This is a genomic window from Dactylosporangium sp. NPDC000244 (genome assembly GCF_040300725.1).
In the GTDB taxonomy this organism is placed as follows: Bacteria; Actinomycetota; Actinomycetes; order Mycobacteriales; family Micromonosporaceae; genus Dactylosporangium.
Genome location: NZ_JBEPEH010000003.1, coordinates 68,855 through 80,682, shown reverse-complemented (window position 1 = coordinate 80,682; position 11,828 = coordinate 68,855). Strand labels below are relative to the sequence as shown.

Genomic DNA, 11,828 nt, shown 5'->3' with positions numbered 1-11,828 from the left:
GCGCTGCCCGCGCTCGCCGACCACCGCCGCACTGTCAGCAACTTGGGAGGATGCAACGGCGGCGCGTATCAGCGCTGGTCAGTTAGGCGTCGATGTGCGATGTGGCGCGCGCGCCCGACCGGTTCCTCGCCCGCGTGGGGCGGCGGGACTGGCGAGCCGCTGTTATAGTGGCCGATCGAAAGTTGTACATAGCGCATCCAACGGGGGAGCGATGGGTACAGATGCAATTCATGCCAGACCAATCGGCGCGGCCATCTCGCGTGCGGTGGCCGTCAGCACTTCGGGGCAACCAATCGGGCTGGGCGTACAATTGCACAAGTCGGGCCTGCTGTTCACGTCGCGGCAGAGCCTCAACATGTGGGAGAAAATCGGCGTCGACCTGTTCTCGTTCGCGAATTCGTCGGCGTGGTGGATCGCCGACTGGCTGGTCTACGGCGAAACCACCTTTTGCGACCGCTACGGCGAGGCCGTCAAGCGCACGCCGCTGAGCTACCAGACCCTGCGCAACTACACCTGGGTCGCCCGCAAGTTCCCGCTGCCGCGCCGCCGGCAGGGCCTGAGCTTCAGCCACCACCTCGAGGTGGTCGCCCTCGACCAGCCCCAGCAGGACTACTGGCTGCGCAAGGCCGAGGAGCTGAGCTGGAGCCGCAACAAGCTGCGCACCGAGGTCCGCAGCAGCCTGCTGACCCAGCACGGCGAGGCGGCACGCCCGCACGAGGAGCGCGGCCGGCCGGTCGGCGACCGCCCGACGCCCACGGCACTGCTGCTACACCTGCAGCTCTCCCCCGAAGATCTGGCCAGCTTCGAGCGCGCCGCCAGCAAGGAGAGCGCGCCGCTGGAGACCTGGGCGGCCCGGATGCTGCGGCGCGCCGCAGCATCCGGCTGAGCCCTCAGGTCGGGCGGCCGGTCAGCTCGCTGAGCGCGTCGCTGAGGTCGCCCAGCACGGGATTCCGGAAGATGACGCGGGCCGGGCGGGCGATGCCCAGCTTCTCACTCAGGATCTGCCCGAGTCGCATCGCAACGATCGAGTTGCCCCCGATCGCGAAGAAGTCGTCGTCGATGCCGACGGTCGCGTCGCCGACGAGCCGGCGCACGCTGGCGATTACCAACGCATCCATGGGGTTGCGGAATTCGTCCTCGGTCACCATGATTGCGCCACCGCCCTACCGCGCCCGCTCGCCCATTGCGGCAATCAGCGTGGCCGGCCGCATATCCGTCCAGTTGGCCGCGACAAAATCAAGGCAGCTCTTGCGCGAATCCTCGCCGTGGACCACGGTCCAGCCGGCCGGCACCGCGCTGAACGCCGGCCACAATGAGTGCTGATTCTCATCGTTGATGAGCACCACATATGTGCCCTCTTCGTTCTCGAACGGATTCGTCATGACACTCTCCTCGAATTTTGACACCGTAACCGACGGAGTCGTCATATTGTGACCGCCCGCCGCCCACCGCGGCAATTGTTGGCGCGCGCGCATTGCGTTTGTCTCGCCGGCGAGACAGGATCGGTCCGAATCTGCCGTGCACCGATGCTATTCGTGAGGTGAGTAGCGTAATGTCCGATCGTGTTGCCGTCGTCGGCATGTCGATCCGCGCGGCCCGGGTGCGCGACCCATCTTCATTTTGGCGACTGCTCAGCACCGGCGGTTGCGGCCGGCGCGAAATCAGCCCCGAGGAATTGGCGCGGCGGGGCGTCGCGAAACGTCGGTACCAGAATCCGGACTTCGTCCCCGTCACCTTTGCGATGGACGATTCCCTGGCGTTCGACGCGCCGGCCTTCGGCATCGACCCGTCCGAGGCCGAGCTGATCGACCCGCAGCACCGGGTGATGCTGGAGGCGTGCTACCGGGCCGTCGAGAGCGCCGGCTGCTTCATCGGCGCGCTGCCGGACCGCGTCGGCGTGTTCGTCGGCCTGCGCGCGAGCGACTACGGCGCACGGATCGGACTGCACCACGCGGCGGCCGGCGACGATCTCGACCCGGGCCGACTCGCCCTCGGCACCGACCCCGACTACCTGGCCGGCCGGATCTCCTACACTTACGGCCTCACCGGGCCGTCGATGGCCGTGCTGACCGCCTGCTCCTCCTCCAGCGTCGCAGTGCACCTGGCGTGCCAGGCGATCCTCGCCGGCGAGTGCGACTCCGCGCTCGCCGGTGGCGTCGCGGTGAACGTCCGGGACGCGGGCTACCGCTACGTCGAGGGCGGCCTGTACTCGCCCCGCGGGCGCTGCGAGCCCTACACGGCCACGGCCGACGGAACGGTCGACGGCAACGGCGTCGCGGCGCTCTTCCTGCGGCGCCTCGACGTGGCGCTGGCCGAGGGCAACCCGATCCTCGGCGTCGTAGCCGGCACGGCGGTGAACAACGACGGCCGCGAGCGGGCCGGCTTCACCGCGCCCGGGATCGCCGGCCAGGTCGAGCTCATCGGGGAGGCCCTCGAGGTCGCCCGGCTCAAGGCCGCCCAGATCGGGCTGCTGGAGGGCCACGGCACCGGCACCCGCATCGGCGACGCCCTGGAGATCGACGCGGCGAGCCAGGCCTACCGGTCCAGCGGGGCCGAGCCGGGCGCGTGCCGGCTGCACTCGGTCAAGGCGAACGTCGGCAACCTCACCGCGGCCGCCGGGGCCGCCGGCATCGTCGCCGCCCTGCTGGCCCTGCGGCACGGGACGATCCCGCCCAACGCCCCGCTGGCGCACGGCGCCCGACCGGCGGACCTCGACGGCACGCCGTTCGCGGTGGCAGACGGGCCGATCGCCTGGCCGCGCGCGGGGCAGGGCCGCTACGCGGCGATCAGCTCCTTCGGCCTGGGCGGGACGAACGCGCACGTCATCATCGGCGACGCCGAGCCCGAGCCGCGCGCCGCCGCCCGCCGGGGCCGCTCCTGGCAGGTGTTGCCGGTGTCCGCGGACGATCCACCGCGGCTGACGGCGGCGGTGGAGGCGGTGCGCGCCGCCGTCGCGTCGGCGGCGCCGGACGAGCGGCGCAACCTCGGCCACACGCTGCGCACCGGGCGGCCGCAGCTGGCCGCCCGCGCCGCCGTCCTCGTGCCCGTCGACGGCGGCCCGGCCGAGGCGCGGCGGTCGCGGATCGCCCCCGAGCAGCCGCCGGTGCTCGTGTTCGTGCTGCCGGGCCGGGGCGTCGGCGGGTTCGCCGGCTACACCGACGAGCCGGCGTTCCGATCCGCCGTGGACGACGGCCTCGTGGTCATGGAGCGGGCCCTGGCCCCCGAGGCGTTCACGGCCGTGCGCGACGCCGTCCGCCGCGGCGAGGTCCCGGCCGCGGCGCCCGTCCGGCAGCCGGTGCTGCACCTGGCCGCCGTCGGGCAGCACGCGCTGCTCGGCACGCTCGGCATCCGGCCCGACGCGCTCGTCGGCGAGGGCGTCGGCGAGCTCACGGCCGCCCACCTCAGCGGCGTGCTGTCCTTCGACGACGCGGCCCGGGCGGTGTGCTGGCGCGGCCGGGCCGACGCCGACGCCGACCCGGTGGAGGCGGCTCGCCTCGCCGGCCGGCTGCGCGAGCTGCGGCTGCACGCGCCGACGGTGCCGATCCTGTCCGCCGTCACCGGAGCGTGGCTGACCGACGAGGAGGCGCGCGACCCCGGGTATTGGGGCGCGCAGCTGCGGGCGCCCGCCGAGCTCGGCGCGGCCGTGCGCACGGTGGCGGCGCGGCACCCGGGCGCCGTATACCTCCACCTGAGCGGCACCGCCAGCGGCGCGGCCGACGACGCCGTGATCGGCCGCTCGTTGCCGCAGACCGTCGGCGAGCTGTGGGAGCGCGGCGTGCCCGTCGACTGGAACGCCTACGCCGAGCGCGACCCCGCGCTGCGGATCGACACGGCGCCCCGCCGCTTCGACCGGACCGCCTACGTGCACCCGGCGCTGCGGGAGGACCACCACCACCCCGCGGATCTGTCGAGGGAGCAGGCCTCATGACGCCCATTTCGCCGACGCAGCACCGGATCTGGTTCGTCGAGCAGCTGGTGCCGGGCACCGCGCTGCACAACCTCGGCGTGTCGGTCCTCGCCCGCGACCCGATCGACCCGGCGCCCCTCGAACGGGCGGTCAACGCCGTCATCGCCCGGCACGAGGTGCTGCGCACCCGCTTCGACGTCGTCGACGGCGCCCCGGTCCAGCGGGTGCTCGCCGAGGCCCGCGTCGCCGTCCGGCTGCTCGACGACGACGCGGTGGAGAAGTTCGCCCGCGAGCCCTTCGGCCTCGCCGACGCGCCCCTGCTGCGCGTCGGCCTGGTGGGCCGCGACCGGCTCGTGTTCGTGCTGCACCGGATCGTCGCCGACCCGCCGTCGCTGCACGTCCTGCTGCGCGAGGTCGCGGACCTGTACGGCGGCCACCGGCCCCCGCCCGCCATGCAGTACGCCGACCTCGCGGCGCGCCGGCGAGCGCTTGCGGCCGAGTCGACGGCCGCCGAGCGGCGGGAGTCCCGCGTCGACGAGCTGACCGGCTTCCCGACCGTGCTGGACCTGCCGGCCGACCGCCCCCGACCGGCCCTGCAGAGCCTCGCGGCGGCGCACGTCGACTGGAGCGTCGAGGCCCCGCTGGTCCTCGGGCTCGACCGGGTGGCCCGCCGGGTCGGCGCCACGCCGGCGATGACGGCGCTGGCCTCGTTCGCGGTCGTGCTGGGGCGCTGGGCGGGCCAGTCGCGCATCCTGGTGGCCGCGCCGGCGCCCGCCGGCCCACCGCTCATCGGCCCCGCCGTCGACACCCTCGTCGTCCCGGCCGACATGACCGGCGACCCGTCGTTCGCCGAGCACCTCCAGCGCATCCGCGACGCGTTCACGGCGGCGCACGCCCAGCCCGACGTCGAGTTCGAGGACCTCGTCGACGGGCTGGCCGCGCAGCGCAACCTGTCCCACCACCCGCTGGTCCAGGTCATGGCGGCGTGGCGGGACCAACCCGACCTCCCGCCGAAGCTCGCCGACGCGGCCGGCATCGAGACCGGCGCCTCGCAGTTCGACCTGGACCTCGACGTCGCCCCGGTCGACGGGCGGCTGCGGTGCCGGCTGCGGTACTCCACCGACCTCTTCGACCGCGTCACTGCGGAGCGGTTCGCGCGGCACCTGCGGCGCCTGTGGGAGCTCGTCGCGGCCGACCCGGACGTCCGCCTCGCCGACCTCGACCTCGTCGAGGCCCCGGAGCGGGCCGTGCTGCGCGGCCTCGGCACCGGGCCGACCCGCCCGGTCGACCCGCGCGCGCTGCCGGCCCGGCTCGCGGAGGCCGCGCGCCGCCGGCCGGACGTCACGGCGGTGCGGGCGCCCGACGGGGAGTACACGTACGCCGAACTCATCGAGCGCGCCGAGGCCATCGGCGCGCAGCTGGCCGCACGCGGGCTGCGGCCCGGCGACCTCGGCGGCGTCGCCCTGCCCCGCTGCCGCGACCTGCCGGCGGCCCTGCTCGGTGTCTGGATCGCCGGCGGCGCCTACGTGCCGCTCGACCCGGCCTACCCACCCGCCCGCCTGGCGCACATGACGCAGGACGCCGGCATCAAGGTGCTCGTGAGCACGCGCGACCTCGCCGAGCGCATCCCGGTGCCGGCCGGCACCGAGGTGCTCCGCCTCGACGAGCCGATGCCCGCGGCCTCCGGCGACCGACCGGCCCCGGCGGTCGACGGCGACAGCGTCGCCTACGTGATCTACACGTCCGGCTCGACCGGCCGCCCGAAGGGGGTCCGTGTCACGCACGCGAGCCTCGGCAACCTGCTGGACGACTTCGGGTTCGAGACGCGGTTCGACGCCGACGACCGCCTGCTCGCCCTGACCTCGCTGTCGTTCGACATCGCGGGGCTCGAGCTGTGGCTGCCGCTGCTCACCGGCGCGACGCTGATCGTCGGCCCGGCCGGGGTCGGGGGCGACCCGGAGCGGCTGCACCGGCTGCTGGCCGACGAGGCCGTCACCGTGGTCCAGGCGACCCCGGCGACCTGGAAGCTGTACGTCTCGGCCCTCGCCGCCACCCCGCCCGCGCTCCGGCAGATCTGGAGCGGCGGCGAGCACCTCCCGCACTCGCTCGCCCAGGCGCTGACGGCGCTCGGGCCGGAGATCCACAACCTCTACGGGCCCACGGAGACCACCATCTGGTCGACGCGGGCGGTGCTCGGCCGGCGCGACACCGTGACCGGGATCGGGCGCCCGATCGCGAACACGCGGCTGTTCGTAACCGATGCGGATGGCCGCGAGCTGCCCCTGGGGGTGCCGGGCGAGCTGTGCATCGGCGGTGCCGGGCTGGCCCTGGGCTACCTGAACCGCCCCGAGCTCACCGCGCAGCGGTTCACCGAGGTGCAGGGGATCCCGGTGTACCGCACCGGCGACCTCGTCCGATGGCGCTCCGACGGCAACCTCGAGTACCTCGGCCGCCTCGACGACCAGGTGAAGATCCGCGGCCACCGGGTCGAGCCGGGCGAGATCGACGCCGTCGCCCGGGCCTGCCCCGGCGTCCGCGACGCCTGCACGCTGGCCGTGCCGGCCCCCTCGGGCGAGGACCAGCTGGTCACCTTCGTGACGCCGGAGCCGGCCGGCGACTCGACGGACGACTGGCGCAACCTGTGGGAGGGCACCTACTCCCCCGACCGGGTCGCGGCCGGCTCCCCCGACCGCGCCGCGGCCGACGACTTCGACCTGCGGGGCTGGCAGGACAGCTACACCCGGCAACCGCTGCCCGAGGCGGACATGCGCGACTGGGTGGCCCGGACCGTCGAGCGGATCGCGGCGACGGGCGCGCGCACCTTCGCCGAGATCGGCTGCGGCACCGGACTGCTCCTGCTGCGGCTGGCCCCCGCCGCCGAGCGGTACCTGGGCCTCGACTTCTCCGCCGGCGCCGTCGAGCAGGTCCGGGCGGCCGTCGGCCGGCGCGGGCTGTCCGACCGGGTGCGGCTGGTCACGGCGAACGCCACCGAGATCGGCACGGCGGCCGCGGGCGAGCGGTTCGACTGCGTGGTGCTCAACTCCGTCGCGCAGTACTTCCCGAGCGCGGACTACCTCACCGCGGTGCTGACCGAGGCGAGCCGGATTGTCGAGCCCGGCGGCCACATCTTCGTCGGTGACCTGCGCAGCCTGCGCCTGGCCGAGGCTTTCCACGCCGGCGTCCTGCGCGCCGACGAGCGGATCGGCCCGGACGAGCTGCGTGCCCTCGCCGCCCGGCGGGCGCTGGAGGAGGACGAGCTCCTGCTCGACCCCGGGTACTTCACGCTGCTGCGGCAGGCGCTCCCCGCGATCACCGGCATCCAGGTGACGCTCAAGGCCTCCGGACGCGACAACGAGATGACCCGCTTCCGTTACGACGTGCTGCTGCGGATCGGCACGGCCGCCCCGCCGGCTCCCGAACCGGTCGAGCACCGCGACTGGGCCGACGTCGCCGACCTGGCCGGGCTGCACCGGCTGCTGGACGCGGCGCCGGGGACGGTCGTCGTGGACGACATCCCGAACGCCCGCGTCGCCCGGTTCGCCCGGCTCGTGGGCGACGTCGACGCGCCCGAGCCCGCGTGGTCGCCGGCGGACCTCGACGAGGTGGCCGCCCGGTGCGGCCGGCGGGCCCACCACGCCTGGTCCGGTCGCCACCCCGAGCAGGGGCGCATCCGGACCACCTTCACCCGCCGCAACCCGGCGGCCGACGGGCCGGCGGCCCCGTTCGTCGGCGATCGGCCGGCGGTCGACGGGCCGGTCAGCAACGACCCGCGGCTCGGCGCGCTGCTGCGGGTCCTGCGGCACAGCACGCGGGCGGCGCTGCGGCGGAGCCTGCCCGAGTACATGGTGCCGAGCCGCGTGCTGACCCTGCCGGCGCTGCCGTTGACCCCGAACGGCAAGACCGACCGCAACGCGCTGCGCGCCATCGCCCGCCGGCAGCCGGCGAGCGCGGAGCCCACGGCCCCGAGCGGGCCCGGCCAGGACCTGTTGCACGAGATCTGGTGCGACGTGCTCGGCGTCTCGCGGGTCGGGGTCACGGAGAACGTATTCGACGCCGGCACGACCTCGCTGCTGATCGTGCGGATCCGCCAGGAGCTGCGCGACCGGCACGGCATCGACATCCCGCTGACCGCGTTCTTCGCCCATCCGACCATCGCCGCGCTCGCCCAGCATCTGCGGCCGGAGGCGTCGCCGCGTCCGGACGCGCCGCGGGGCCGCGGCGCCGACGAGCGGGTCGGGGGCGCGCGCACGAGCAACGCCACCGCCGCGCTGCGCCGCGGTCACCGCCGGCGGCCCTGAGCCGGGGATCGGCCCGCGCTTCGCGTGTCTGCTCATGCGATCGACGATGCCGAGATTGACCGTTCTGCCGGTCTCGGATGGGCGGCTGCCGCGTACGGCCGAGCGCGCACGTCGCACCTCGTGACGGCGGCGGAAGAAGCTCGGTATCCCATGCTCGTACAGCGGCGGACCCGGCGACGCACTGTCGGCGGGTGGCCGTCAGCCATGTGCACCCACCAGGGCCCGGGGCGCGTGTTCGGAGACATCTTGCATCGAGCCAAGCCATAGATAATACGTATTACCATCTTGACTTAACGCAGCGTGCCCGCCACGATTCGATAACACGCCGTTAACACGAATGGGCAGGAGGGACAGCTGGTGTACGGCTACCACCGCACGGCTCAGCACGACGTCCCTCGTCCCGTCGACTTCAGCCGGACCACGGTGCCGCCGATCCCCGACGGCACCGTCTCGGCGCGGAGTGTCCGACACCCGCGGCCCTCCGTGGCGTTTCCATCCATTGTGGAGCTTCTGGCTCCGCAACCGCACCGCTGATCGCTTTCCACCCTCTACCGTTCATCGCCCGGACGGTCAGTCGCGCCTGTCCTACGACCGCCGCAATCGGCGCCGTCGCGACCATGCGCGATGTCGACCACCGTCCACAAGGGAGCCTTCTGTGACATCTCAGCGCCTTGTCCGCCGTACCGCCTGCGCCGCGGCCGTCGGACTCGTCACCGCCGCCCTCGCCGCGACGCCGGCCGCGACCGCGTCACCGGCCGACGGCGCCTCGTTCAGCTTTCCCAGCTTCAGCTATGTCGGCACGGCGTTCGACAAGACGAAGCTGAAGTACAACCCGACGGGCGAGTTCATCTTCCCCAGCGTCATCCGGGCGGCCGACTACTTCGCCCACCCGCTCGGCACCTACTACATGTACTACGCGCCGCACGAGAAGCCGGGCGGCATCGCCCTGGCCTACTCCGACTCCATCAACGGGCCCTGGACCGAGTACGCGAACAACCCGCTGATCTCGAACACCTGGCTGCCGTACTACAACACGGTCAGCCACATCTCCTCACCACACGCCATCTGGGTCGAGGGTGAGCAGAAGCTGTTCCTGTACTTCCACGGCGAGAACCCGATCACCCGGTACGCCACGTCCGACGACGGTATCCACTTCGAGTACGGCGGCACCGCAGTCCAGCGCGACAGCAGCACCGGCGGCGAGACCTCGTACGCCCGCGTCTTCGAACAGTCGGTTCCGGGGCTCGGCAACCGGTACCTGATGCTGTTCATGGACAACCCGATCTCCGCGCCCCCCAGCCCGACCGGTCCGGTGGCGCGGCGCATCCGCTGGGCCGTCTCCACCGACGCCCGGAACTGGACGATCCAGCCGCAGCCGATCGTCACCCCGCAGGGCGACGAAGCCCCCAACGCCTCCGGCCCGTTCTTCCTGCGCTGGCAGGGCCGCAACCTGGTGATCTTCCACGCGTCCGACGGCGACATGCACGCGGTGGACGTCGGCGACAACTTCGACCAGGAGATTCACCTCGGCGTCGTGCACGACTCGATGACGGCCGCGCCGGACTCGGGCCGCTCCGCGGCACCGACCTTCTACTTCGACGGCACCACCGTCCACATGTACTACGAGGCCGGTGCCCGGCTCACCGCCACCATCGGGCACGCGGTGGCCACGCTGGACGAGCCGCTGCCCGAGCGGCAGCTGAACTGCACGGTCGACCGGCCGCGGCTGTGGCCGCCGAACCACCGCATGGTCGATGTCAACGTGAGCGTCGACCTCCAGAACGGCGTCCTCGGGCCGCGCGGGTTCGAGCTCGTCGGCGTCACCGGTGGCGACGCTTCTGACGTCACGGGGTTCGTGGCGGGGCAGCCGTCGCTGACCGGACAGCTGCGGGCCGAGAGGTCCGGGAACGGCGGCGACCGGGTCTACACCCTGACCTATCGCGGCCACGACGAGATCGGCCGCCCGGCCGGCTGCACCGTGACGGTCACCGTTCCGCACGACCAGGGCCACTGATCGCAAGCAGACGCATGTGCCACGCCGGCATCCGCCGGCGTGGCACGGCGCGTGTTCAGTCCTTGGCCCGCTCCAGGAACGCGAGGATGCGTCGCCAGGCGTCGGCCGAGGCATCGGCCTGCTCGTGCAGTTCCTGCTCGAAGAAGCCGTGCGGTGCGCCGGGGTAGGTGACGATCTCGTGCGGCACCCCGCCTTCGGACAGTGCCGCGTCGAACGCCTCGACGGTACTCGCCGGGATGTGCGGGTCCGCGCCGCCGAACATGCCGAGGATCGGCGCCCGCAGTTCGCCGGCCCGCTGGATCGGTCCCGGTGCGCCGTTGATGGCGTCGAGCGCCCCGTACAGGCCGATGGCGCCGGACAGGCCGAAGCGTTCGGCCGCGGTGAGGAACGCGAACCGCCCGCCGAGGCAGAAGCCGAGCGACACGACGGTGTGTGCCCCGCCGCCGTCGGCGCGCAGGTGGGCGATGCCGGCGTCGAAGTCCCCGTACAGGGTGTCGGGCCGTAGCTGCGCCAGGTGTGGCATGAGGTTCGGCAGGGCGGCGAAATCGGCCGGACGCTCGAGGTAGCGGGTGCCGGCCGTACGGCCGTAGTAGTCGACGGCCAGCGCGGTGTGGCCTTGTTCGGCCAGGCGTACCGCGAGGCGCTCGTAGAACTTGGACAGTCCGCCGTTGTCCGGCAGCAGCAGCACACCGATGCCGGTGGGCTGGGCCGGTACGGCCAGATACGCGGCGAACTGGGTCACGTCGGCCGAGGTGAGCAGCAGCGGCGCGCTGCTCACCGTCGTGACGGCCGGGCCGTGGATCGGTGGGCTGGCGTCGGCGTCGTAGCACACGAGCGGGGATCCTCTCCACAATGGACGATCGGGCCGCCGCCGGCGACCCGGGAGGTTGCCCCGAATGCTAGACACGCCAGGCCCAAATCATACCATTTTGGATGATTTAAAGCTAGCACCACCTGGCCGGTCCGACATCGGCCGTTTGGTCAACGCGGGCGCTGTTTCAGTGATCGAGACGTGGAAGTACAACCGCTGCAGCGGGCCGCTTCCGGCGGCGTTCACGACGCGCCGCGCGGCGTTGTGCGGCGTTGGAATCGCTGATGTTTCCGCGCCCCAACGGCCGGGCAACGCGGTACGCCTAGCGTCGCCGCCGAACGCAGGCGCCCCCGGCCGGTGGGGCGCCGCGACGACGGAGGCGACATGAGCATCTACGACAGGATCGGCGGCGCGGGGGCCGTGCAGGCGGCGGTCGAGCAGTTCTACACGCGGGTGCTGGACGACCCGGGTCTCGCGCCCTACTTCAAGGACGTGGACATCAACCGCCTGAAGTCGCACCAGCGGGCGTTCTTCGCCGCGGCGCTCGGCGGGCCGGCGATCTACGCGGGCCGGGACATGTCCGCTGCGCATGCCGGGCTGAACATCACCGACGGCGCCTTCGACGCCGTGGTGGGCCACCTCGCCGCCACCCTGACCGACCTCGGCGTGCCGGACGACGACATCATGGAGATCGCCGCGGCACTGGCCCCGCTGCGCGCCCAGATCGTCTCGGCCGCCGAGTTGACCGCCTGAGCGCAACGGTGCGGGAGCGGACCTGGATGCGGCCGATGTGATCCT

Annotated in this window: 8 protein-coding genes; 5 read left to right on the top strand and 3 right to left on the bottom strand. The window is 73.1% G+C overall.

The window, feature by feature from the left end; genetic code table 11:
- Nucleotides 1-310 precede the first annotated feature (310 nt).
- Nucleotides 311-886, top strand: a complete 576-nt coding sequence (locus ABT369_RS05145; protein ID WP_350610406.1) for an LmbU family transcriptional regulator — start codon at nt 311-313, stop codon at nt 884-886.
- A gap of 4 nt (nt 887-890) precedes the next feature.
- On the opposite strand, the gene ABT369_RS05140 is transcribed toward ABT369_RS05145, so the two are convergent.
- Both ABT369_RS05140 and ABT369_RS05135 read right to left on the bottom strand, forming a co-directional pair.
- Nucleotides 891-1,148 carry a phosphopantetheine-binding protein gene (locus ABT369_RS05140; RefSeq protein WP_350610405.1) on the bottom strand — a complete coding sequence of 86 codons (258 nt, stop codon included), beginning with the start codon at nt 1,146-1,148 and terminating at the stop codon, nt 891-893.
- A gap of 15 nt (nt 1,149-1,163) precedes the next feature.
- Nucleotides 1,164-1,382, bottom strand: a complete 219-nt coding sequence (locus ABT369_RS05135) for an MbtH family protein (RefSeq protein ID WP_350610404.1) — start codon at nt 1,380-1,382, stop codon at nt 1,164-1,166.
- A 170-nt stretch (nt 1,383-1,552) separates the two neighbouring features.
- On the opposite strand from ABT369_RS05135, the gene ABT369_RS05130 reads away from it, so the two are divergent.
- The 3 genes from ABT369_RS05130 to ABT369_RS05120 all read left to right on the top strand — a co-directional run bounded on the left by ABT369_RS05130 (nt 1,553) and on the right by ABT369_RS05120 (nt 10,219).
- Nucleotides 1,553-3,928 (top strand): beta-ketoacyl synthase N-terminal-like domain-containing protein, encoded by a 2,376-nt coding sequence (locus tag ABT369_RS05130; protein ID WP_350610403.1) that lies wholly within the window; start codon nt 1,553-1,555, stop codon nt 3,926-3,928.
- Complete coding sequence (locus tag ABT369_RS05125; RefSeq protein WP_350610402.1) at nt 3,925-8,205, top strand: non-ribosomal peptide synthetase; 4,281 nt, start codon at nt 3,925-3,927, stop codon at nt 8,203-8,205. Before ABT369_RS05130 ends, ABT369_RS05125 begins: the two co-directional genes overlap by 4 nt.
- A 655-nt stretch (nt 8,206-8,860) precedes the next feature.
- Nucleotides 8,861-10,219: a glycoside hydrolase family protein gene (locus ABT369_RS05120; protein WP_350610401.1), complete on the top strand. Its 1,359-nt coding sequence runs from the start codon at nt 8,861-8,863 to the stop codon at nt 10,217-10,219.
- 55 nt (nt 10,220-10,274) lie between these two features.
- Here ABT369_RS05120 and ABT369_RS05115 read toward each other — a convergent pair whose 3' ends face one another.
- Nucleotides 10,275-11,051, bottom strand: a complete 777-nt coding sequence (locus ABT369_RS05115) for a dienelactone hydrolase family protein (protein WP_350610400.1) — start codon at nt 11,049-11,051, stop codon at nt 10,275-10,277.
- 363 nt (nt 11,052-11,414) lie between these two features.
- Between ABT369_RS05115 and ABT369_RS05110 the strand changes: the two genes are divergently transcribed.
- Nucleotides 11,415-11,783, top strand: a complete 369-nt coding sequence (locus ABT369_RS05110) for a group I truncated hemoglobin (protein ID WP_350610399.1) — start codon at nt 11,415-11,417, stop codon at nt 11,781-11,783.
- The last annotated feature ends 45 nt before the right edge of the window (nt 11,784-11,828 follow it).

What these genes read in the sequence shown, in the direction of transcription:
- ABT369_RS05130 (WP_350610403.1), top strand. Translation starts at nt 1,553, where the DNA reads ATGTCCGATCGTGTTGCCGTCGTCGGCATGTCGATCCGCGCGGCCCGG.
- ABT369_RS05140 (WP_350610405.1), bottom strand. Translation starts at nt 1,148, where the DNA reads ATGGTGACCGAGGACGAATTCCGCAACCCCATGGATGCGTTGGTAATC.
- ABT369_RS05125 (WP_350610402.1), top strand. Translation starts at nt 3,925, where the DNA reads ATGACGCCCATTTCGCCGACGCAGCACCGGATCTGGTTCGTCGAGCAG.
- ABT369_RS05110 (WP_350610399.1), top strand. Translation starts at nt 11,415, where the DNA reads ATGAGCATCTACGACAGGATCGGCGGCGCGGGGGCCGTGCAGGCGGCG.
- ABT369_RS05135 (WP_350610404.1), bottom strand. Translation starts at nt 1,382, where the DNA reads ATGACGAATCCGTTCGAGAACGAAGAGGGCACATATGTGGTGCTCATC.